Below are 22,583 nucleotides of genomic sequence, written 5' to 3'. Positions count from 1 at the left end.
TTGCGGCGCCCTGGAGCGGGCGTCGGCGCGGTGACGAAGAAACAACAATGAAATCCTTTGCTTTTGTCTTTCCGGGTCAGGGCTCGCAGGCGGTCGGCATGCTCGACGCCTGGGGCGATCACCCGGCCGTGGCCGAGACCTTGCGTGAAGCCTCCGAAGCGCTGGGCGAAGACATCGGTGCACTGATCAAGAATGGCCCCAAGGAAGAGCTGGCGCTCACCACCAACACGCAGCCCGTGATGCTGGTGGCCGGCGTGGCCGCTTGGCGCGCCTGGCTGGCCGAAGGCGGCGCGACGCCGTCTGTCGTCGCCGGTCATTCGCTGGGCGAGTATTCGGCGCTGGTGGCGTCGGGCGTGCTCACGCTCGCGCAGGCCGCGCCGCTGGTGCGTTTCCGTGCGCAAGCCATGCAGCAGGCGGTGCCGGTCGGCGTCGGCGCGATGGCGGCGATCCTCGGCATGGCGTCGGACAAGGTCATCGCAGGTTGTGCGGAAGCCACCGCCACGTTCGGCCCCGGCAGCGCCGAGGTGGTCGAGGCCGTGAATTTCAACGATCCGATGCAGACCGTGATCGCCGGCAGCAAGGCCGCGGTCGACAAGGCCTGCGAGCTGCTGAAGGCCAATGGCGCCAAGCGCGCATTGCCGCTGCCGGTGTCGGCGCCGTTCCACTCGAGCCTGATGAAGCCCGCAGCCGAAGCCCTGCGCGAGAAGCTCGCGAGCGTGGTGCTGGCCGCGCCGCAGATTCCGGTGCTCAACAACATCGACGTGGCCGTCGAGACCGATGCCGACCGCATCCGCGACGCCCTGGTGCGCCAGGCTGCTGGTCCGGTGCGCTGGGTCGAGAGCGTTCAGGCCTTGAAACTGCGCGGTGCAACCGCCATCATCGAGTGCGGTCCCGGCAAGGTGCTGGCCGGCATGGTAAAGCGCATCGCCCCCGAACTGGAAGCCGCGTCGGTGTACGACCCGGCCACCCTCACGGACGTCCGACAATCGCTCGCCGGCTGAACGCCGCCAGGCCCCGATACTTTTTCTCTTTTATGAGCACTCCCAAATTCGAAGGCCAGGTGGCCCTGGTCACCGGCGCAACGCGCGGCATCGGCGCTGCCATTGCGCTCGAACTGGCGCAGCGCGGCCTCAAGGTCGTGGGCACCGGCACCACCGACGACGGCGCTGCCAAGATCACCCAGGCGCTGAGTGCGTTCGACGGCCGTGGCCGTGCGCTCGACGTGAACGACGGTGCCGCCGTCGAAGCCCTGATCGACGAGATCGTCAAGGCCTACGGCGCGATCCATGTGCTGGTCAACAACGCCGGCATCACGCGCGACACGCTCGCCATGCGCATGAAGGACGACGACTGGGATGCGGTGCTCGACACCAACCTCAAGGCCGTGTTCCGCCTCTCGCGCGCGGTGATCCGCCCGATGATGAAGCAGCGCTATGGCCGCATCATCAGCATCACGAGCGTGGTGGGCGCGTCCGGCAATGCCGGCCAGGCCAACTACGCGGCCGCCAAGGCCGGCGTGTCGGGCATGACCCGTGCGCTGGCCCGCGAACTCGGCAGCCGCAACATCACGGTCAACTGCGTCGCGCCGGGCTTCATCGAAACCGACATGACGGCCAGCCTGCCGGAAGCCCAGCAACAGGCGCTGCTCTCGCAGATCCCGCTGGGCCACCTGGGCAAGCCGGCCGACATCGCGCATGCCGTGGCTTACCTTGCATCGCCGCAGGCGTCGTACGTGACGGGGCAGGAACTGCACGTCAACGGCGGCATGCACATGTAGCCGAAAGGCGCAATCTTTTTCCGTACCGGAGCGCGGGGCAAATGCCACGGGCCGCCCGGCTAAAATCCACCAGTTACCTACAACCCTTAGAGGGAATCAAATGAGCGATATCGAAGCACGTGTCAAGAAAATCATCGCCGAGCAGCTCGGCGTGGAAGAGTCCCAAGTGACGAACGAAAAGGCTTTCGTGGCCGACCTCGGCGCTGACTCGCTCGACACGGTCGAACTCGTGATGGCACTCGAAGACGAGTTCGGCATCGAGATCCCGGACGAAGACGCAGAGAAGATCACGACGGTGCAGAACGCCGTCGACTACGCCACCAAGAATCAAAAGGCCTGATCGGCCAGCTGACACTGCAACGACGGCCGGCGGCTCTTTTTTCAACCGCCCGCGCCGCTCGGCAGTGGTCCAGCGCTTCCAGAAAGGTTTGCCGGCATGACCAAACGCCGCGTCGTCGTGACCGGACTCGGTTGCATCGCTCCTGTCGGAAACACCGCAACCGAATCCTGGACCAACCTGTTGGCCGGGAAGTCGGGCATTGCGAACATCACCGCGTTCGATGCAAGCGCCTTCGCCTGCAAGTTCGCCGGTGAGGTCAAGGGTTTCGACATCACCCAATACATCTCGGAGAAAGAAGCGCGTCACATGGACCGCTTCATTCATCTGGGACTCGCCGCCGCCATCCAGGCGGTGCAGGACAGCGGACTGCCGACCGGCGACGCGCTGTCCTATGAAAAGGCCGTGCGCATCGGCTGCAACATCGGCTCCGGCATCGGCGGTCTGCCGATGATCGAGCAGACGCACGGTGAATACGCGAGCCGCGGCCCGCGCCGCATTTCGCCGTTCTTCGTGCCGGCGTCGATCATCAACATGATCTCGGGTCACGTGTCGATCAAGTACGGCTTCAAGGGCCCGAACATCGCCGTCGTGACCGCCTGCACCACCGGCCTGCATGCCATCGGCACGTCGGCACGCATGATCGAGTACGGCGACGCCGACGTCATGATTGCAGGCGGTGCCGAATCGACCATCTCTCCGCTGGGCATCGGCGGCTTCACCGCGCCTCGCGCGCTGAGCACCCGCAACGACGATCCCACCACGGCTTCGCGCCCGTGGGACAAGGACCGTGACGGCTTCGTGCTGGGCGAGGGCTCCGGCGTGCTGGTGCTCGAAGAGTACGAACACGCCAAGGCACGCGGCGCCAAGATCTACGCCGAAGTCTCCGGCTTCGGAATGACCGGCGACGCGTACCACATGACCGCGCCCGACGTCGACGGCCCCCGCCGTTCGATGGCGATGGCACTGGCCAATGCGGGCGTCAATGCCGACGAGGTCCAGTACCTGAACGCGCACGGCACTTCGACGCTGATCGGTGACCTCAACGAGACCAACGCGGTCAAGCTCGCCTTCGGCGATCACGCGAAGAAGCTTGTCGTCAATTCGACCAAGTCCATGACCGGCCACCTGCTGGGCGGCGCGGGCGGCATCGAATCGGTGTTCACGGTGCTCGCGCTGCATCACCAGAAGAGCCCGCCGACGATCAACATCTTCAACCAGGATCCGGAGTGCGATCTCGACTACTGCGCCAACGAGGCGCGCGATCTGAAGATCGATGTCGCGGTCAAGAACAACTTCGGCTTCGGCGGTACCAACGGTACGCTGGTGTTCAAGCGCGCTTGAGCGTCGCTCTCCCATGCACAGCGCACCGTCGGTGACCTATCCGGTGGGGCGCACCCGCGGCGCAACCCGGATTCTCCTGGTCCTTTGGACCCTGGGCGTTTGCTGCGCGGGCGCGGCATGCTATCTGTTCGATAGCAATGGCTGGCGCCAGTTGCTGCTGCTCCTCAGCGTTGTCTTTTCCGGTGTCGCCGCGGGCTTTGGCCTGCGGCGGGACGGTGCAGCCACGCTGCACTTCGACGGATCGCACTGGTCGCTGACCGGTGCCGATCCTTCGCGCGGCGTGCTTGCTGCACGCGCCATCGTGGCGCTTGATTTCCAGTCATTGCTGCTGATCCGCTTGGCCGAACCCGGCCGCGCGGCGCGCTGGGTCTGGCTCGAGCAGCGGGCCATGCCCGAACGCTGGCGCGACGTGCGCCGTGCGGTCTACGCGCGGCCCCCGGCGGCCGAACCGGCCGGCGACCCCTGGCGCGCGACCGCTCCGGCCGATGCGCCCTGATCCGTTTCGATGACCACTTCCTTGCCGCCCGCGCCCCCGGAGTCCGCGCCGCCCGATGGGGCGGCCGAGGCGCCGCGTCCGGGTGAGGTCGACTTCCAGCTGGTCCAGCGCACCGTCGCGGGCGACCAGAAGGCGTTCGAGTTACTGGTCATCAAGTACCAGCGTCGCATCGAGCGCCTGATCGGGCGCATGGTGCGCGACGTCGACCTGATCGAGGACATCGCCCAGGAAACCTTCATTCGCGCCTACCGCGCGCTGCACCAGTTCCGCGGCGAGGCGCAGTTCTACACCTGGCTGTACCGGATCGCGGTGAACACCGCCAAGAAGGCGCTGGTGGACATGAAGCGCGATCCGACCGTCTCCGAAAGCGCACTGCGTTCGTCCTCGGACGACGAAGATGAAACTTACCGCCCTGGAAACGAACCAACCACCGATGAAACCCCCGAATCGGTCATGGCGGCGAACGAAATCGCCAGTGCCGTCGAGGCTGCCATGGAAGCGCTCCCGACCGAGTTGCGCCAGGCGGTCACGCTGCGCGAGATCGAGGGGATGAGTTACGAAGAGATTGCCGAGGTCATGGATTGTCCGATCGGCACGGTGCGTTCGCGTATTTTCCGGGCGCGCGAGGCCATTTCGGCCAGGGTCAAGCCGCTGCTGGACAACCAGTCCGGCAAGCGTTGGTAGATCAGCAGGTGAATGACATGAATCAGACGATGACGGTTCGGGAACAGGTGTCCGCACTCGCGGACGGCCATTTGCAGGGCGAGGCGTTCGCGCGTGCGATCGAATCCGTCTGCGCTGAAGACGACTCGCGCGACGCTTGGCACGCATACCACGTGGTCGGCGATGTGCTGCGCTCGTCGGCGCACTCGCGCTGCAGCGACACCTCGGCCTTCCTGGCGCGCTTCCAGCAGCGGCTTGCTGAAGAGCCGGTCGTGATCGCTCCGCCCGCGGCCGTGGCGCCCTTGGCCGCCGTGCCGGCCGCGATGCCCGTGCGGCAGCGTGCCGAAGCGGCCAACGAGCCGGTGTTCCGTTGGAAGCTGGTGGCTGGCGCCGCGTCGCTGATGGCCGTGGCGGCCATCAGTTGGACGCTGGTCGGCAACGGCGCTGCGGTGCCGAGCGGCGGTGCCCAATTGGCGGCGACGCAGCAGCCCGTGGCGAACTCGGTCCTGGCGGCAGCGGCCGGTGGCAGCGCGTTGCCAGGCAACGGCGCCCTGACGCCGACCCGCGTGCTGGTCGGCAACGGCAATCCGCAGGTCATGCTGCGCGATCCGCGCCTTGACCAGCTGCTCGAAGCCCACCAGCAGGCCGGTGGCGCATCGCAAATGCCGTCCGGCTTCCTGCGCAACGCCACCTTCGAGGGCCCCACGCGCTGATTGCGCGCCCGTCGCCGCCTGCAATGACCGTTGTTCACATGCCGATTTCCGCACGCACGCTGGTGCTCGCGTTTGCTGTTCTTTGCCTGGGGCAGATGGCCACCGCGCAGACCCGCTACGGTGCGGCGAACACGAAGAGCGTGCCCTCGGCGCAGACCGACGAGCCGCCGGCCATGGGTGTGACCGAATGGCTGCAGCGCATGCACGCAGGTGCACGGCAGCGCAGCTACGTGGGCACCTTCGTGGTGTCGGCTCCGGGCGGCGACCTGTCGAGCGCGCGCATCTGGCATGTGCGCGACGGCGATCACCAGCTGGAGCGCATCGAAGCGCTGTCGGGCCCACCGCGCTCGACCTTCCGGCGCAACCGCAACGTGATGACCTTCCTGCCCGAGGCGAAGGTCGTGAAGGTGGAGAAGCGCGAGAACCTCGACCTCTTCCCCAATCTGCCCGACAAGCCCGATTCGTCGGTGGGTGACTACTACGACGTGCGCGCGATCGGCAAGGACCGCGTCGCGGGCTTCGATACCGACGTGGTGCAGCTGGTGCCGCGTGACGGCCTGCGCTTCGGCTACCGCATCTGGAGCGAGCGACGCTCCGGCCTCGTGGTGAAGCTCCAGACCGTCGACAGCGACACTCGCGTGGTCGAGCAGTCGGCGTTCTCCGAGCTGCAGCTCGATGCGCCCGTGAAGGCGCAGGCGCTGGCGCAGATGATGGCCAACACGAACGGCTACCGCATCGAGAAGCTCGAACTCGAGCGCAGCACTGCGCAGGACGAAGGCTGGATGCTGCGCACACCCGTGGCCGGATTCAAGCCCCGAAGCTTCTTCCGCCGCCCCGCGTTGCCCGGCAGCGATGGCAAGCCGCCCAAGCCCGAAGCGACCACGGTGCAGTGGACCTTCTCCGACGGCCTCGCGACGGTCTCGCTCTTCATCGAACGCTACGATCCCACGCGCACGCCGGGCGACGGCGTGCTGACCATCGGCGCCACCAACGCGATCCGCCGGCGACTGCCCGCACCGGCCAGCGACTGGTGGTTGACGGCGGTCGGCGAGGTGCCGCAGCAGACGCTCAATGCCTTTGCCCAGAGCCTTGCGCGCACGCGCTGACGGGCGATGGGCTGACGCCATGCAGGCGCTCATGCTGAACCAAGCCGGCGTCGCGTACTCATAGCCTCTGTCGTTATTTGCAGCTCTGTTCTTTTTGAAAGACAACCGATGATGTTCAAAGTCGAGGGACACAAGCTTCGTTCCGGTCTGCTGGCCTTTGCGCTGGCGCTGACGGCCGGTGCCACTTTCCTGCCGGTCGAGTCGGTGCATGCGCAGACGCGCACGCTGCCCGACTTCACCGACCTGGTCGATCAGGTCGGTCCGTCCGTGGTCAACATTCGCACCGTCGAGAAGGTTGCGCAACGTGGCGGCGGCAACGGCGAGATGGACGAGGAGATGCAGGAGTTCTTCCGTCGCTTCTTCGGTCAGCCGGCGCCGGGCACCCCGCGTCAAGGGCCGCGCCCGAACCGTCCGCAGCAGGAAGAAGAGCGCCCGCGCGGCGTGGGCTCGGGCTTCATCCTGACGGGCGACGGCTACGTCATGACCAATGCACACGTGGTGGAAGACGCCTCCGAGGTGCTGGTCACGCTGCCCGACAAGCGCGAGTTCAAGGCCAAGATCATCGGTGCCGACAAGCGCACCGACGTGGCCGTGGTGAAGATCGAAGCCACGGGCCTGCCCGCGGTGAAGGTGGGTGACATCTCCAAGCTGCGCGTCGGCGAGTGGGTGATGGCGATCGGTTCGCCTTTCGGCCTCGAGAACACCGTCACGGCCGGCATCGTGAGCGCCAAGCAGCGCGACACCGGCGAGTACCTGCCGTTCATCCAGACCGACGTGGCCATCAACCCCGGCAACTCGGGCGGGCCGCTGATCAACATGCGCGGCGAAGTGGTGGGCATCAACAGCCAGATCTATTCGCGCTCGGGCGGCTTCATGGGCATCTCGTTCTCGATCCCGATCGACGAAGCCATCCGCGTGAGCGACCAGCTGCGCTCCTCGGGGCGCGTGTCGCGCGGCCGCATCGGCGTGCAGATCGACCAGGTCACCAAGGACGTGGCCGAAGCCATCGGCCTGAGCAAGGCGCAGGGTGCGCTGGTGCGCGGCGTCGAAGCCGGTTCACCGGGCGAGAAGGCCGGCGTGGAGCCGGGCGACGTCATCACCAAGTTCGACGGCAAGGCGATCGAGAAGCCGAGCGACCTGCCGCGCCTCGTGGGCAACACCAAGCCGGGCACCAAGAGCACGCTCACCGTGTTCCGCCGCGGCAGCGCGCGCGACCTCAGCGTGACCATCGCCGAGATCGAGCCCGACAAGCCGGCCAAGCGCGCGAGCGATCGTGACGAGCCGGCCGCGAAGCCGTCTGCCTCCGCAGCCCTGAAGTCGCTGGGCCTCGGGGTCAGCGACCTCACCGATGCGCAGAAGAAAGAGCTCAAGCTGAAGGGCGGCGTGAAGGTCGATGCCGCCAACGATGCTGCCGCGCGGGCCGGCCTGCGCGAGGGCGACATCATCATGGCCGTGGGCAATCTCGAGGTGGCGAATGCCCGCGAATTCGAAGCAGCGGTCGCCAAGGCGGACAAGGGCAAGCCGCTGAGCGTGCTCTATCGCCGGGGCGACTGGGCGCAGTACGCCCTGATCCGACCCGCACGCTGATACGGCGCCGGCGTCAAGTGGCCCCACCCGGCAGTCGGGTTTGGGGCCATTTTTTCGAGGTGTTTACGACGCTTCGGCGCCGGCCCCTAAAAAAATCCGGGGCCTTGAAAACGCCAAGATTTGTTTGCAATCACTAACTTATAAAAGGCCTAAGGACGAATTTCGGTAGAATAGACAGCTCCTGGCGGCCAGTCAGCGCATAAAGAGGGCGATGGCCTTCACGATGCGAGATGTCAGACAGCCGTCCACCGGTGCTCCACAGATCGCCCACAAGTTGTTCAGTGAGTGCTCCACCCGTCCTGTGGATAACCTGTTTGTATCTTTGATGTTGTGGACCTGCAACGAGCCCTTTGGACCCTGTTCCCGGATGTACGTGCTTCCCTTTTTGCCTACAATGAAGTTCCAACTACTGCAGTTGCCATTGCTTGTTGGTTCAGGGCGCGTCTCCAGAAGACGCGCCCTTTTTTCTTGGCCTCGCCCCTCGGCGCCCGAGCCAATTCAAGTACTTAAGCGTTCCCGTTGATGAATCACATCAGAAATTTTTCGATCATTGCGCACATCGACCATGGCAAGTCGACACTCGCAGACCGTTTGATCCAGCGTTGCGGCGGTCTCGCTGAACGCGAGATGGAAGCGCAGGTGCTCGACTCGATGGACATCGAAAAAGAGCGTGGGATAACCATCAAGGCGCAGACCGCCGCGCTGCACTACAAGGCACGCGATGGACAGGTCTACAACCTCAATCTGATCGACACACCGGGCCACGTCGACTTCTCGTACGAAGTGAGCCGCTCGCTGTCGGCATGCGAAGGCGCATTGCTCGTCGTCGATGCATCGCAAGGCGTCGAAGCGCAGACGGTGGCCAACTGCTACACCGCGCTCGACCTCGGCGTCGAAGTGATCCCGGTGCTCAACAAGATCGATCTGCCGAACGCAGACCTCGACAACGCGCGCACCGAAATCGAAGACGTGATCGGCATCGACGCGACCGACGCGATTCCGTGCTCCGCAAAAACCGGCGTCGGCATCGACGAGATTCTCGAGACCATCGTCGCGCGCATGCCCGCGCCGCGCGGCAACCCCGACGGTCCGCTGCGCGCGATGATCATCGACAGCTGGTTCGACGCCTACGTCGGCGTGGTCATGCTGGTGCGTGTGGTCGACGGCCGCCTCGTGAAGGGCGAGCGCATCAAGATGATGGCGTCGGGCGCGATGTACAACGCCGACAGCATCGGCGTCTTCACGCCCGCCAACGAAGCGCGCGCGTCGCTCGAAGCCGGCGAGGTGGGCTACATCATTGCGGGCATCAAGGAGCTGCAGGCGGCCAAGGTCGGCGACACGGTCACGTTGATCCGGCCCGGCACCGGCGGTGCTGCCGCCACGGCCACCGAGGCGCTGCCCGGCTTCAAGGAAATCCAGCCGCAGGTGTTCGCGGGCCTGTACCCGACCGAAGCCAGCGAGTACGACTCGCTGCGCGACGCGCTCGAGAAGCTCAAGCTCAACGATTCCTCGCTGCGCTACGAACCCGAAGTGAGCCAGGCGCTGGGTTTCGGCTTCCGTTGCGGCTTCCTCGGCCTGCTGCACATGGAGATCGTGCAGGAGCGCCTGGAGCGCGAGTTCGACCAGGACCTGATCACGACCGCGCCGAGCGTGGTCTACCAAGTGGTGCGCAACGACGGCGAAGTGATCATGGTCGAGAACCCGTCCAAGATGCCCGACGTCGGCAAGATGGCGGAGATCCGCGAGCCCATCGTCACCGTGCACCTGTACATGCCGCAGGAATACGTCGGCTCCGTCATGACGCTGGCCAACCAGAAGCGCGGCGTGCAGCTGAACATGGCCTACCACGGCCGTCAGGTCATGCTGACCTACGAGATGCCGCTGGGCGAAATCGTGCTCGACTTCTTCGACAAGCTGAAGTCGGTGAGCCGCGGCTACGCCTCCATGGACTACGAGTTCAAGGAGTACCGCGCCTCCGACGTGGTGAAGGTCGACATCCTGCTCAACGGCGACAAGGTCGATGCGCTGTCGATCATCGTGCACCGCAGCCAGTCGCAGTACCGCGGCCGGGCCGTGGTGTCGAAGATGCGCGAGATCATTTCGCGCCAGATGTACGACGTGGCGATCCAGGCGGCCATCGGGGTCACGATCATTGCGCGTGAGACAATCAAGGCGCTTCGCAAGAACGTGCTCGCCAAGTGCTACGGCGGCGACATCTCCCGCAAGAAGAAGCTGCTCGAGAAGCAGAAGGCGGGCAAGAAAAGAATGAAGCAGATCGGCTCCGTCGAAGTCCCGCAAGAGGCCTTCCTCGCGATTCTGCAAGTCGAAGACTGATCACCACGAACATGGCATACCTCACCACCCTGGTTCTCGCGGCGTTCGCCAGCTACGTCGGCGCCTGGTATTTCGGCGCGCTCGAAGGCAACTTCGCGCTGCTGCTGTTCGTGGCCACGGTGGTCACCGGGGTCTACTGGCTGGCCGAGCGCTTCTACTTCCTGCCGCAGCGCGAACGCGCCGCCGCCACGCTCGAGAGCTCCATCGCCGAACGCAACACGCGGCTGGCGGGGCAGGGCATCACCCAGGTCGACACCACCGACGCCAAGGCCAGCGAGCGCCTGCTGATGCAGCCCTGGTGGCTCGACTGGACCGCGGGCCTGTTCCCCGTGATCCTGGTGGTGTTCCTGCTGCGCTCGTTCCTGTACGAGCCCTTCAAGATTCCCTCGGGCTCGATGATGCCCACGCTGCTGACCGGCGACCTCATCCTGGTGAACAAGTTCACCTACGGCCTGCGCCTGCCGGTCATCAACACCAAGATCACCGACGGCACGCCGCTGGCGCGTGGCGACGTGGTGGTGTTCCGCTACCCGCCCAAGCCCAGCATGGACTACATCAAGCGCGTGGTCGGCATTCCGGGCGACGAGGTGGCCTACCTGAACAAGAAGCTCACGATCAACGGCCAGCCGGTGGGCAAGGCCCCGATCGCCGACTACCTCGATGGCGAGTCGATGCGCATCCTGAAGCAGTTCGACGAAGACCTCGGCGGCAAGCAGCACAAGATCCTCAACGACGAGAACGCCCCCGCCTTCGTGCCAGGGGCCAGCGACTTCCCGTTCCGCGAGAACTGCCGCTACTCGGTCGAGGGCGTGGTGTGCAAGGTGCCCGAAGGCAACTACTTCATGATGGGCGACAACCGCGATAATTCGGCCGATTCCCGTTTCTGGGGGTTCGTGCCGGACAAGAACATCGTGGGCAGGGCCTTCTTTGTCTGGATGAACTTCGGCGATCTCGGTCGCATCGGTCCGTTTCAATAATTAATCAACAGTCAACGTTACTGTTCGAGGGGTAAGAGGGCATGAGAACCAACAGTCGGTCCGTCCGTGGCAGTGCCGCGCACCAGCGCGGCATCTCGTTCATCGGCCTGGTGTTCGTCGCGGCGGTGCTGGGCTGCGCGGGCGTCGTCATCGCGCAGGTCATTCCGACGCTGATCGAGTGGCAGGCCATCGACAAGGCCGCCAACAAGGCCAAGGAAGGCGCCACGGTGCCCGAGATCCGCGCGATCTTCGACCGCGCCCAGGCCATCGACGACTTCAAGTCGGTCAGCGGCCGGGACCTCGAGATCAAGAAGGTGGGCGACAAGGTCGTCGTGTCGTATGCGTACGAACGCGAGATTCCCCTGTTCGGGCCGGCCTACCTGACGCTCAAATACAAGGGCGCGTCCCGCTGACCGCGGTGTCGAACAAGAAGGTGGACGGCAGCCTCGTCGCGCTGCAGGCGCGCCTTCAGCACACGTTTTCGGACCCGCGGCTGCTCCAGCTCGCGCTCACGCACCGCAGTTTCTCGGCCGATCACAACGAGCGCCTCGAGTTTCTCGGCGACTCGGTGCTGAATCTGGCCGTTTCGCATCTGCTGTACATCCGTCTCTCGGCGTTGCCCGAGGGCGACCTGTCGCGCGTGCGGGCCAACCTGGTCAAGCAGGACACGCTGCACCAGCTCGCGCTGGGGCTGGCGTTGTCGCCGCTGTTGCGCCTGGGCGAGGGCGAAGCCCGCTCGGGCGGCCCGAACCGGCCCTCCATCCTGGCCGACGCGCTCGAAGCGCTGATCGGCGCGGTCTACCTCGACGCCGGCTTTGCCGCCGCGCAGGCGCTGGTGCACCGGCTCTACGAGGCGGTCGAGATCAATCCGCGCATGGAAGCCGCCGCGAAAGATCCGAAGACCGAATTGCAGGAATGGCTGCAGGGCCACAAAATGAAGCTGCCGGTGTACCGCGTGGCAGCGACGCTGGGTGCAGCGCACAAGCAGACCTTCGATGTCGAGTGCGAGGTGCCCGAGCTGGGCCTTCGCGAGCGCGGCATCGGCGGCTCGCGCCGCGCCGGCGAGCAAGCTGCCGCGGCCGCCATGTTGATCCGGCTCAAGGCACGCGGCGCCGCGTGAAATCAGAATGAACGATGTGACCCATCCCGAAGCGGGACCCGAAGACACCGCAGGCGACACGCCTGCCACCGGGCCGCAGCACTGCGGCCTGATCGCCATCGTCGGCAAGCCCAATGTGGGCAAGTCGACGCTGCTCAATGCGCTGGTCGGCCAGAAGATCAGCATCACCTCGCGCAAGGCGCAGACCACGCGCCACCGCATCACCGGCATGCGCACGCTGGGTGCCACGCAGTTCGTGTTCGTCGACACGCCGGGTTTCCAGACCCTGCATGCCAACGCGCTGAACAAGTCGCTCAACAAGACCGTGCAGGGCGCGGTCGGCGATGTGGACCTGATCCTGTTCGTGGTCGAGGCCGGCAGCTTCACGCCAGCCGACGAGCGCGTGCTCAAGCTGCTCGGCAAGGGCATCCCGACCGTGCTACTGGCCAACAAGCTGGACAACGTGCATCGCCGCGGCGACATCGCGCCCTGGCTGCAGACGATGCAGGCCAAGCACAGCTTCGCCGAATTCGTGCCGATGTCGGCCAAGAACGCGAAGGACGTCGAGCGCCTGTTCGGCATCTGCGAGAAGTACCTGCCCGAACAGCCCTGGTTCTACGACGAAGACGAACTCACCGACCGCAGCGAGAAATTCCTCGCCGGCGAGCTGGTGCGCGAAAAGCTCTTCCGCCTCACGGGCGACGAGCTGCCCTACACCTCGACCGTCATCATCGACAAGTTCGAGGAAGAGCCGCCCCAGAAAAAGGGCCAGAAGCGCCTGCTGCGCATTGCCGCCACCATCGTGGTCGAGCGCGACGGCCACAAGGCCATGGTGATCGGCGACAAGGGCGAGCGCATCAAGCGCATCGGCATGGAAACCCGCGTCGAGCTCGAGAAGCTGGCCGACGCCAAGGTGTTCCTCGAGCTGTGGGTGAAGGTGCGCTCCGGTTGGGCCGACGACGAAGCCCGCGTCCGTTCGTTCGGCTACGAATGAAGTGGCCGCCGCTCATCGCGTTTCGCATGAACCGGCTTACGTGCTCCATCGCTACGACTGGAGCGAGTCGAGCCTGATCCTCGAGGTCTTCACCCGCCACCACGGGCGCATCGCGCTCGTGGCCAAGGGGGCGAAGCGGCCGAGTTCCAATTTCCGCCCCGTGCTGCTGCCGCTGCAGCCGCTGCAGCTCAACTACGGCGGCGACGCCGAGATCCGCACGCTGAAAGGCGCCGAGTGGATGGGCGGCCACGTCATGCCGACCGGCGAGGCGCTGCTTTCAGGCTACTACGTCAACGAACTGCTGCTGCGCCTGCTGGCGCGCGACGACGCGCACGAGGCGCTGTTCGACGCCTACGCCGGCGTGGTGCAGGTGCTGGCCGGCGACCATGCGGGCGCCCAGGCCGCGACGCAGGCCGCCGCGCTGCGCGCCTTCGAGCTGCTGCTGTTGCGCTCGGTCGGCCTGCTGCCCTCGCTCGACGCGCAGACGCTCACCCTGGAGCCGCTGGCGGCCCGCACGCGCTACACCCTCGTGCCCGAAGCCGGCCTGCGCCAGGCGGCCAAGGACGAGGCTGCGTTGGCCGGTGCCGACTGGCGGGCGCTGCAGAGCGTGCTCGACGACCGCACCCCGTTCACCGCCACCCTGCGCGAGGTCGCGACGATGAACGCCGGCAGCAACAGTGCCCTGCGCAACCAGCTGCGGGCCTTGCTCAACTACCATTGCGGCGTGACCACGCTGCGCACGCGGCAGATGATGAGAGACCTGCAAGCGCTCTAGCCCGGCGCACGATCGATCGAAACGCCAACCTGAGAACCGAAGCCATGCGTCTGGGTGTCCTCGTCTACGTCGACGACAAGAAAGAAATCGTCGACGAGTTCCACTGGCTGTACCGGAGCATGATCGTCTCCGGCGTCTTCGCGCGCGGCGGCGAGCTGATCGCCGTGTGCCACCCGAACGTCATCGCCCAGTTGCCCACCGACGACCGCATCGTCGTGATTCCGGGCCTGCCCTACGCCGACCAGCACGCCGAGTGGGCGGGTTACGGCTACATCAATTCGATCGCGAACCTGTGCGACCCGGCGGTGCTCGCCGTGTGCCGCAACTACGACGCGATCCTCAAGACCGACTGCGACACCTTCGTCACGCCGGCGCTGGCCAGCTTCGAGCCGACCGGCCTGTGCTTCGGCTTCGGCGCTTATGCGTACCAGGAAGAGGTGCGCCGCAAGCTGTCCGAATGCAGCGCGCGCTGGGGCTTTCCGCATTCGGGGCTGCACAACGTGGGCGCGTCGGTGCTCGGGCCGACCGAGTTCGTGGGCAACTTCGTGCAGGCCCAGCTGGACTACTGCCACAAGCTGCTCGACGAAGAGTTTCGCGACTTCCAGGGCGAGTGGCCCGGCTGGTGCAAGAACGTGCTCACCATGTACGCCGGCGAGCTGGCGCTGCGGCGCACCTACCCCCAGCGCTGCTCGCTGGGCCTGCTCGACCACCTGCCGTACACCGACCGCAGGCTGGGCGGCGACGTGCTGCACATCCACGGCTGGCACACCGACCAGTACTGGTCCAAGCACCATTTCCGTGCCGGCGCCTACGACCACATGGCGCCCGGCGACATCGACAGGACGACGCTCGGCGGCTACTGTCACTGGCTTGCCGTCACCCCCACCGACGACCTCCGGGCCGGCGCGGGCGGCGCATGAACGAAGAGAAGAAAGCGATTGCGTCCATGAGCGATACCTCCGGCACCTCCTCCTCCCTCCCTCGTGCCACCACGGCCCTGTCGGTCAACCTCAACAAGGTCGCCCTGGTGCGCAACACGCGCCACCTCGGCATCCCGAGCGTGGTGGGCGCCGCCCAGGCCTGCCTGGCGGCGGGCGCGCAAGGCATCACCGTGCACCCGCGTCCCGACGCGCGCCACATCCGTGGGCACGACGTGAGCGACCTGTCGGAACTATTGGCGCGCGACTGGCCGGCCATCGAGTTCAACATCGAAGGCAACCCCTTCCACAACCTGATGGACTTCGTGCGCGACCTGAAGCCGCACCAGGCCACCTTCGTGCCCGACAGCGAAACGCAGTCGACCAGCGACCACGGCTGGAGCTTCCCCGAAGACGCCGAGCGCCTGCGCCCGCTGATCGCCGAAGCCAAGGCGCTGGGCGTGCGTGTGAGCCTGTTCATGGACCCGATCCCCGAGATGATGGCCGCCGTCAAGGCCGTGGGCGCAGACCGTGTCGAGCTCTACACCGAAGGCTACGCCGCCTCGCGCGGCACGCCGCAGGAAGCCGCCGTGCTCGCGCGCTACGTGGCCGCGGCGCAGGCCGCCCATGCGGCGGGCCTGGGTGTCAACGCCGGCCACGACCTGAGCCGCGACAACCTCACGCCGTTCCTGCGCGCGGTGCGCGGCGTGCACGAGGTGTCGATCGGCCATGCCTTCGTCGCCGATGCGCTCGAACTCGGGTACGCCGCGACCACGCGCGACTACCTGCGCTGCATCGCCGACGCCGCATGATCTACGGCATCGGGACCGACATCTGCGACGTGCGCCGCATCGCGGCCACCTTCGAGCGCCAGGGCGAGCGCTTCGCTCGCCGGGTGCTGAGCGACGCCGAGTTCGCCGTCTGGCAGGCCCGCGCTGCACGCTGGCCCAAGCGCGGCCTGAGCTACCTCGCCACGCGCTTTTCCGCCAAGGAAGCCTTCAGCAAGGCCATCGGCCTGGGCATGCGCATGCCGATGAGCTGGCGCCTGTGTGAGATCGCCAACTTGCGCAGCGGCAAGCCCGTGATCGTGCTGCACGGCGAGCTGAAAGACTGGTTCGAGGCGCAGGGCCTGACGGCGCACGTGACCGTCACCGACGAAACCGAGTACGCCGCCAGCTTCGTGGTGGTGGAAAAGGCCTGAACGAAGCTCCGGCGCCACGCCGACCGATCGACTGACCGACAGACATGACCGAACTGAACCACGCGCCGCTCCTCATCGATGTGGCCGGCACCGAACTCACCGCCGCCGACCGCCGGCGCCTCGCGAACCCGCATGTGGGTGGCGTGATCCACTTCACCCGCAACTGGCAGGACCGCGCGCAGATGACTGCGCTCAACGCCGAGATCAAGGCGATCCGGCCCGACCTGCTGATCTGTGTCGACCACGAAGGCGGCCGCGTGCAGCGCTTTCGCACCGACGGCTTCACGCGACTGCCCTCGATGCGCAGCCTGGGCGAACTGTGGATGCACGACGCCCTGCGCGCCACGCAGGTCGCCACCGCCGCGGGGCAGGTGCTGGCCGGCGAGCTGCGCGCCTGCGGTGTCGACTTCAGCTTCGCGCCGGTGCTCGACCTGGACTACGGTGGCAGCAGCGTGATCGGCGACCGCAGCTTCCACCGCGACCCGCGCGTGGTCGCACTGCTCGCCAAGAGCGTGATGCACGGCATGCTGCAGATGGGCATGCGCAACTGCGGCAAGCACTTTCCGGGGCATGGCTTCGTGCAGGCCGATTCGCACGTCGAGATCCCGGTCGACCGGCGCAGCCTGAAGGCCATCCTGGCCGACGACGCACGGCCCTACGACTGGCTGGGCGGCACGCTCGCAGCCGTGATGCCGGCGCACGTGATCTACCCGAAGGTCGACAAGCGGCCGGCGGGTTTCTCCGAAAAATGGCTGAAGGACATCCTGCGCCAGCGCTTCGCGTTCGACGGCGCCGTGTTCAGCGACGACCTGAGCATGGAGGCCGGGCGCTACATCGACGGCCAGTTGCTGAGCTACACCGATGCCGTACTGGCGGCGCTCGCGGCGGGTTGCGACCTGGCGCTGCTGTGCAACCAGAGCATCGGCGAAGGCCGGCCGCTGGACGAGATGCTCGACGGCTTCACCGCCGCGGCGGCCGACGGTCGCTGGCAGGGCGATGCGGCCAGCGAAGCACGGCGCCGGTCGCTGCTGCCGAGCGATGAAGCGCTCGACTGGCAGGCGCTCACGGCCTCGACGCGCTACGTGCAGGCGCAGCGCCTGCTGGCCGGCGCTCAGTCGCGGAAGGGCCGCACCGGCAGTTGATTCGCCGCGGGGCCGAGCAACGCGGCCACCTCGGGCGTCTCGAACAGCGATTCCAGCCAGGGCTTGTCGGCCAGGCCGGCACGGAAGAACACCTGCAGCAGCCGCAGGGTTTCGGTGCGCAGCGCGCGCGTCAGCATTTCAGCGTCGATCCGCGGCGTGCCGGCGGGCACAAGCGCCGTGCAGGCCTGCGCCACGGTGCGCAGCAGCTGTTCGGCAAAGTCGCGCTGCGGCGGCCACAGATGGGCGTAGAGCTGGGCGATCAGGTCGATGTCTTCCACGCGGCTGCGCGGCAGCAGGTGGCGCAGCACCGCGCGCCGCGCGCGCATGGCGAGCGAGACTGCATGCGCGAGGTTGGCTGGCGGCGCGACCGGTGCCGCGCGATGCAGCAGCTCGGGAATGACCGCGAAGCGCGCGCCGGCCACGATGCAGCGGCACAGCATCTGCAGGTCGTCGTGCACCGTCGCGAACTCGGGGTCGTGGCGCACGCCGGTGCGTTCCAGGAAGTCGCGGCGGACCAGGCAGGCCGACAGCCGCAGCGGCTCGGGGCCCAAGGCTTCGGCCACGATCTCGTCGTGCCGCTGGGCGTACTTCACTGGCCCGGCCGGCGTCTCGCTCCAGCAGCCGACGATGTCCAGGTCCGGGCAGGCGGCGAGCAGCGCGGCCTGCCGCTGCAGGCGGCCGGGCAGGGCGCGGTCGCCCGCATCGGCGAAGACCACGTGGTCACCGGTGGCCTGCGCGAGCGCGAGGTTGCGCAGGGTGGGGCGGTCGCAGGCCATGGGCAGCGCGATCCACCGCAGGCCGGGGGCGATGGCGCGTGCCTCGCTTTCGGCCGCTGCGGGAAGGCCTGCCGCGACCACGACCAGCTCCAGCGCCACGTCGGCCTGCGCTGCCCAGTCGCGCAAGTCCTGCAGCCAGTCGTCGCGGCTGCCGTCGGGCGTCAGGCAGACCGTCACGCGCGGCATTGCGACGGGCGGTACGCGGTCGGGCTGCTGGGCGCGCCAGGCGAAGTAGCGTTCGAGCGCGGGGCCGATGTCCGGCGGCGCCACGGCCGCGTTGATCTTGTCGAGCCCCTCGCGTTCGAGTCGTGCGCGGCGCGGCGCATCGGCGACCAGCGTCACGACGGTGTCGACCAGCTGGTCGTAGGGCACGCCCACCACCGCATCGCGGAAGGCCGGGTCGACCTCGCTGTCGGGATAGAGCTCGCAGACCACGGCCTTGCGGTGGCGCAGCAAGGTCGACAGGCGCGGCGTCTCGACCACGCGCGAGTCCTCCCAGTTGTGCAGGTTCAGCATGACCTTGGTGCGGCGCATGGTCGCTTCGCGCTTCTCCAGCGACCAGAACCCGCCGTTCGTGACCTCGACGCGCAGGCCCCGCGCCTGCAGCGCTTCGATGATGTCGATGCGCCGCTGCGTGAGCGAGCCGAAGAAGCAGACATCGATGTCCCGTGCTTCCTCGGGCAGCACCTCGGACCACGGCAGGGTGCGCGCCGCGTCAGGCTCCCAGCCGAGTGGCACGCAGTCGGCGTTCTGGTAGCCGAGCTCGCGGTGACGCTGGAAGTTGGTCTTGCTGTACTCCCACAGGTAGCAGCGCGGGAGCAGGTCGAGGTAGTTGGCGTTCCAGGCATGCGTGCCCTCGATCATTGGCTCGAGGTTCACGACGATGCAGTTCGGGTGGAATGCCGCGATGCGCTGCCACGGGATGTTCCAGAAGAAGAACAGCAGGTTGATCGCGCCCGGATCGATGTTGTGCGGCGTGTACGTCGTCGGGTAGCCCAGCCGCTCGGCCGCCAGCTGGTAGGTGCGCACGATGTCGCCGCAGACCGCGTCCTCGGACAGTGACGTGAAGTGCAGCCGTGGCAGGGTCATGGCGACGACTGTAGCGGGTCAGGTCAATCCGAACCTGGCGCGCCCACCACCGTGGGCCACAGCGGCGCGCCGCCCGCCTCCAGGTGCGTCAGGTACAGCCGCAGCTCGAACTCGAAGCGGTGGTACTCGGGCTCCATGTGCATGCACAGCGCGTAGAAGGGCTTGTCGTGGTTCTTCTCGCGCGTGTGGGCCAGCTCGTGCACGACGATCATGCGCAGCCATTCGAGCGGCACGGTCTTGAACAGGCTGGCCACGCGGATCTCGCGCTTGGTCTTGAGCTTGCTGCCCTGCACGCGCGCGATGGTGGTGTGGGTGCCCAGCGCATGGCGCACCACATGCAGCTTGTTGTCGAACACCGCCTTGGCCAGCGGCTCGGCCTTGCGCATGTACTCGCCCTTGAGTTCGCAGGCGTAGTCGTACAGCGCGCGGTCGGTGCGGATGTCGTGCAGGCCGGCGTAGCGTCCGCGCAGCAGGGCGCCGAGCTTGTCGGCGGCCATCAGCTCGCTCACCTGCGCCAGCAGCGCGGGCGGGTACGCGGACAGGTACTTCATCTGCGGCTCACCCCGCCGTGCGCGCCGAATAGGCGAGCCCGGCCGCCACGCCGCCGAGCAGGTCGCCTTCGATCAGCGGCACGCCAGCGAAACTCGCGCGCAGCGCCCGCTGGAACGGGCGCAGGGCCGACGAGCCGCCGGTGAGGTAGATGGCGTCGAGGTCGCCGCTGCGCAGGCCGGCGCGCTTCACGCAGGCGTGGGCGCAGGCCACCACGTTCTCCAGCGGTGCCGCAAGCTGCTGCGCCATGTCGGCCGGCGTCAGCGCCGACACCAGCCCCGCCTCGATGCACGACAGGTCGATCTGCACTTCGGCGTCGCTGACCGAGCCGTTGATCTTGGCCTGTTCGACCTCGCTGGCGATGCGGTGGCCGTGGCGCTCCTCGAGCACCGTCATCAGGCGGTCGTGCAGCTGGCGGTCGCTGTAGCTGGTGCGCAGCTCGCGCGCCTGGCGCACCGCCTTGGGGGCGTAGAGCCAGTTGATCAGGTGCCAGGACGACAGCTCGAAGAACACCTTGCTCGGCACCTCGCGCCCGCTCGGGCCGAGGTGGCGCAGCCCGAGCAGCGGCATCACGCGCTCCAGGTTCAGGCGCTGGTCGAAGTCGGTGCCGCCGATGTGCACGCCGCTGGTGGCCAGCACGTCGTCAGCGCGGTCGGCGCGCGCCATGCGCTCGGGACCCAGGCGCACCACGGTGAAGTCGGAGGTGCCGCCGCCGATGTCCACGATCAGGATCAGCGACTCGCGCGTGACGCGCTGCTCGTAGTCGAAGGCCGCCGCAATGGGCTCGTACTGGAAGGACACGTCGCGCAGGCCGGCGGCGCGCGCCGCGTGGCGCATGCTTTCCTCGGCACGCTGGTCGCGCTTGGCGTCGTCATCGACGAAGTGCACCGGGCGGCCGATGACCACGCGCTCGGGGCGCTGGCCCAGCTCGCGTTCGGCGCGCGTCACCAGCTCGTGCAGGAAGCGCGCGATGATGTCCTCGAAGCTGACCAGCCCGTCGTAGACGGCGGTCTTCTCCTGCATCAGCGGGCTGCCGAGCAGGCTCTTGAGCGAGCGCATGAGCCGGCCTTCGACGCCGGACAGGTACAGCGCGATGGCGTCGCGGCCGAAGTGCGTGCTGCGGTCCTCGGCGTTGAAGAAAAGGGCGGTCGGCAGGGTGGTGGCGCTGCCTTCGATGGGCAGCAGGCGCGCGGCCTCGCCGGGGGAGGCGTAGGAGACCGCGGAATTCGAAGTGCCGAAATCGATGCCGATGGCCGGGGTGCGTAGGGGATTCATTCAAGCAGGAAATCGGAGGGCCCAAGAGTGTAGAGGGTCGGCCGGAGCGCGCGATAGACTGCGGCCCAATGACCACCCCACCCGGAAGCCGTCGATGCCGCTGTGCCTGACCTTCTTCGACCGGCTCGACGAGCCGGTGCTGCGCAACCACAGCCACTACTGCCGACGTTTCGGCTACCCCCATGCCTGGGTGGAGACCGAGCGCGCCGGGCACCCCGCGCTGCGCGACTGCGCGAAATACGCCGAGATGCTGCGCCGCCTGCGCGGGCTCGACGAGGGCGACTGGCTGCTCTTTCTCGATGGTGATTCGGTGGTGTTCCACCCGGTGGCCGTCGAAACGCTCCTGGAAGGCCGCGACCTGCTCGTGGTGGACGGGCCCAAGGGCCTGCCGCTGTGCAACCTGATGATCCTGCGCAACACGGCGGCCAACCGCGCGTTGTTGCATGCGCTCATCCGGGCGGCGAGCCAGGTCGTCGCGCGCGTCACGCCCCGTCTCGACGCGGCGGCGCTGCTGCAGCCGGCCGGCCTGCTGCCGTGCAACGGGCCCATCGGCGACTGCTATGTGAACGTCTCGTGGCGCATCGCGACCTGGTTCCATGCCCGCATCTTCGTGGTGCACCTGGCGGCCCTGCCGGAGCTGGATGCCGAAGGCCGCGTGATGGAAGAGCTGCTGCACGACGAGAACCTGCAGCGCCTGCTGGTGCGCCGGGTGAACGCGGCGCTGATCGACGGCGAGCCCGTGCTGCCGCCGCCGGCCTACCCGGCGATCTCTGAAGAGGCGTATTCGTGCGTCAACCCGCAGGCGTCCATCGCCTTCGTCACGCTCTACACGCACCACATCAACGACTACGCGCGCGTGTCGGAGCACAACGTGCGGCGCTACTGCGAGCGGCACGGGTACGGCTACCACGTCTACCGCGGCATCCCGGACGAACTCGATCCGTCGATCAGCGGTGCCTGGGTGAAGAGCTGGCTCGTGAAGCGGCATCTCGCACAGCACCAGTGGGTGGTGTGGATCGACGCCGACACGCTGTTCGTCAACCAGGCGAAACGCATCGAGCCGCTGCTCGAAGGTCGCGACCTGCTGTTCGCGAAGGACATCGGCGCGTGGGACGTGAATTCGGGCGTGATGGGCTTCCGCCACACCGAGGGCAACCTCGCGCTGCTCACGCAGCTGTGGGTGCGCATCACCGGCGTCGACGACAAGTCGACCGTGTACGCCAGCCAGGGCGACCAGTACTACACGAACGTGGTGCTCGGCGAGCACGGCCTGATCGGCGATGCGGTCATTACCGACCTGCTGAGCATCAACACGCCGCCGCACCTGGCGGGCGACGACAGCCTGCTGGCGCACTTCGTGGGGCTCGGGGAGCCTTACCGGTCGGTGTACATGGCGGACGTGGACGCGCGGTCCAAGCGCCTGGGCTGAGCT

General features: G+C 67.1%; 23 protein-coding genes. 20 read left to right on the top strand and 3 right to left on the bottom strand.

What is annotated here, in order from left to right:
• Nucleotides 1–47 precede the first annotated feature (47 nt).
• From fabD to nagZ, 19 genes are all read left to right on the top strand, one after another.
• Nucleotides 48–1,001 carry an ACP S-malonyltransferase gene (gene fabD, locus AC07Q9_RS25075; protein ID WP_495312159.1) on the top strand — a complete coding sequence of 318 codons (954 nt, stop codon included), beginning with the start codon at nt 48–50 and terminating at the stop codon, nt 999–1,001.
• A 32-nt stretch (nt 1,002–1,033) separates the two neighbouring features.
• On the top strand, nt 1,034–1,777 hold the full coding sequence (gene fabG / locus AC07Q9_RS25070) for a 3-oxoacyl-ACP reductase FabG (protein WP_056572099.1): 744 nt from the start codon (nt 1,034–1,036) through the stop codon (nt 1,775–1,777).
• Between the two features lie 100 nt (nt 1,778–1,877).
• The gene (gene acpP, locus AC07Q9_RS25065; RefSeq protein WP_007830471.1) at nt 1,878–2,117 is read left to right on the top strand and encodes an acyl carrier protein; all 240 of its coding nucleotides are present in this window, start codon (nt 1,878–1,880) and stop codon (nt 2,115–2,117) included.
• 96 nt (nt 2,118–2,213) lie between these two features.
• Complete coding sequence (gene fabF, locus AC07Q9_RS25060) at nt 2,214–3,458, top strand: beta-ketoacyl-ACP synthase II (RefSeq protein WP_354342747.1); 1,245 nt, start codon at nt 2,214–2,216, stop codon at nt 3,456–3,458.
• A gap of 13 nt (nt 3,459–3,471) precedes the next feature.
• On the top strand, nt 3,472–3,954 hold the full coding sequence (locus AC07Q9_RS25055) for a hypothetical protein (protein WP_495312158.1): 483 nt from the start codon (nt 3,472–3,474) through the stop codon (nt 3,952–3,954).
• A 9-nt stretch (nt 3,955–3,963) separates the two neighbouring features.
• Entirely contained in the window at nt 3,964–4,638 is a 675-nt protein-coding gene (gene rpoE, locus AC07Q9_RS25050; RefSeq protein ID WP_307694818.1) for an RNA polymerase sigma factor RpoE, read from the top strand.
• A 17-nt stretch (nt 4,639–4,655) separates the two neighbouring features.
• Nucleotides 4,656–5,330 (top strand): sigma-E factor negative regulatory protein, encoded by a 675-nt coding sequence (locus AC07Q9_RS25045; RefSeq protein WP_495312157.1) that lies wholly within the window; start codon nt 4,656–4,658, stop codon nt 5,328–5,330.
• A 38-nt stretch (nt 5,331–5,368) separates the two neighbouring features.
• Nucleotides 5,369–6,436 carry a MucB/RseB C-terminal domain-containing protein gene (locus AC07Q9_RS25040; RefSeq protein WP_492681502.1) on the top strand — a complete coding sequence of 356 codons (1,068 nt, stop codon included), beginning with the start codon at nt 5,369–5,371 and terminating at the stop codon, nt 6,434–6,436.
• A 108-nt stretch (nt 6,437–6,544) separates the two neighbouring features.
• On the top strand, nt 6,545–8,023 hold the full coding sequence (locus AC07Q9_RS25035; protein ID WP_495312156.1) for a DegQ family serine endoprotease: 1,479 nt from the start codon (nt 6,545–6,547) through the stop codon (nt 8,021–8,023).
• A gap of 522 nt (nt 8,024–8,545) precedes the next feature.
• Entirely contained in the window at nt 8,546–10,357 is a 1,812-nt protein-coding gene (gene lepA, locus AC07Q9_RS25030; protein WP_489057954.1) for a translation elongation factor 4, read from the top strand.
• 11 nt (nt 10,358–10,368) lie between these two features.
• Nucleotides 10,369–11,334 carry a signal peptidase I gene (gene lepB / locus AC07Q9_RS25025; RefSeq protein WP_159275634.1) on the top strand — a complete coding sequence of 322 codons (966 nt, stop codon included), beginning with the start codon at nt 10,369–10,371 and terminating at the stop codon, nt 11,332–11,334.
• A 41-nt stretch (nt 11,335–11,375) separates the two neighbouring features.
• Entirely contained in the window at nt 11,376–11,747 is a 372-nt protein-coding gene (locus tag AC07Q9_RS25020; protein ID WP_489057956.1) for a DUF4845 domain-containing protein, read from the top strand.
• A 20-nt stretch (nt 11,748–11,767) separates the two neighbouring features.
• Nucleotides 11,768–12,454, top strand: coding sequence for a ribonuclease III (rnc, locus tag AC07Q9_RS25015; RefSeq protein WP_489058338.1), 687 nt, complete (start codon nt 11,768–11,770; stop codon nt 12,452–12,454).
• Between the two features lie 7 nt (nt 12,455–12,461).
• Nucleotides 12,462–13,427, top strand: a complete 966-nt coding sequence (gene era, locus AC07Q9_RS25010; protein WP_495301823.1) for a GTPase Era — start codon at nt 12,462–12,464, stop codon at nt 13,425–13,427.
• 1 nt (nt 13,428) lies between these two features.
• A complete protein-coding gene (gene recO, locus AC07Q9_RS25005) occupies nt 13,429–14,202 on the top strand; it encodes a DNA repair protein RecO (protein WP_495312155.1) in 774 nt (257 codons plus the stop codon).
• A gap of 44 nt (nt 14,203–14,246) precedes the next feature.
• Nucleotides 14,247–15,122, top strand: a complete 876-nt coding sequence (locus tag AC07Q9_RS25000; protein WP_495312154.1) for a DUF7164 domain-containing protein — start codon at nt 14,247–14,249, stop codon at nt 15,120–15,122.
• Nucleotides 15,123–15,148: 26 nt separating this feature from the next.
• The gene (locus AC07Q9_RS24995; RefSeq protein ID WP_495312153.1) at nt 15,149–15,931 is read left to right on the top strand and encodes a pyridoxine 5'-phosphate synthase; all 783 of its coding nucleotides are present in this window, start codon (nt 15,149–15,151) and stop codon (nt 15,929–15,931) included.
• A complete protein-coding gene (acpS, locus tag AC07Q9_RS24990) occupies nt 15,928–16,320 on the top strand; it encodes a holo-ACP synthase (protein WP_489057961.1) in 393 nt (130 codons plus the stop codon). The genes AC07Q9_RS24995 and acpS overlap by 4 nt, the downstream gene beginning before the upstream one ends.
• A gap of 44 nt (nt 16,321–16,364) precedes the next feature.
• Entirely contained in the window at nt 16,365–17,462 is a 1,098-nt protein-coding gene (nagZ, locus tag AC07Q9_RS24985) for a beta-N-acetylhexosaminidase (RefSeq protein WP_495312152.1), read from the top strand.
• Here the strand turns inward: nagZ and AC07Q9_RS24980 are convergent.
• From AC07Q9_RS24980 to AC07Q9_RS24970, 3 genes are read right to left on the bottom strand one after another with little or no spacing between them, the layout of a single operon-like run.
• Entirely contained in the window at nt 17,432–19,327 is a 1,896-nt protein-coding gene (locus tag AC07Q9_RS24980) for a glycosyltransferase family A protein (RefSeq protein ID WP_495312151.1), read from the bottom strand. The genes nagZ and AC07Q9_RS24980 overlap by 31 nt on opposite strands.
• Nucleotides 19,328–19,350: 23 nt before the next feature.
• Complete coding sequence (locus AC07Q9_RS24975; RefSeq protein ID WP_495312150.1) at nt 19,351–19,878, bottom strand: YgjP-like metallopeptidase domain-containing protein; 528 nt, start codon at nt 19,876–19,878, stop codon at nt 19,351–19,353.
• Nucleotides 19,879–19,885: 7 nt separating this feature from the next.
• On the bottom strand, nt 19,886–21,151 hold the full coding sequence (locus tag AC07Q9_RS24970) for an Hsp70 family protein (RefSeq protein WP_489057965.1): 1,266 nt from the start codon (nt 21,149–21,151) through the stop codon (nt 19,886–19,888).
• 94 nt (nt 21,152–21,245) lie between these two features.
• Here AC07Q9_RS24970 and AC07Q9_RS24965 point away from each other — a divergent pair, with 94 nt between their 5' ends.
• A complete protein-coding gene (locus AC07Q9_RS24965) occupies nt 21,246–22,580 on the top strand; it encodes a galactosyl transferase GMA12/MNN10 family protein (RefSeq protein ID WP_495312149.1) in 1,335 nt (444 codons plus the stop codon).
• Nucleotides 22,581–22,583: the final 3 nt, after the last annotated feature.

Source organism: Variovorax sp. GW821-FHT09A10, assembly GCF_059418385.1.
The sequence above is the reverse complement of the archived record's forward strand: the minus strand, read 5'-3'. Positions and strand labels throughout refer to the sequence as shown.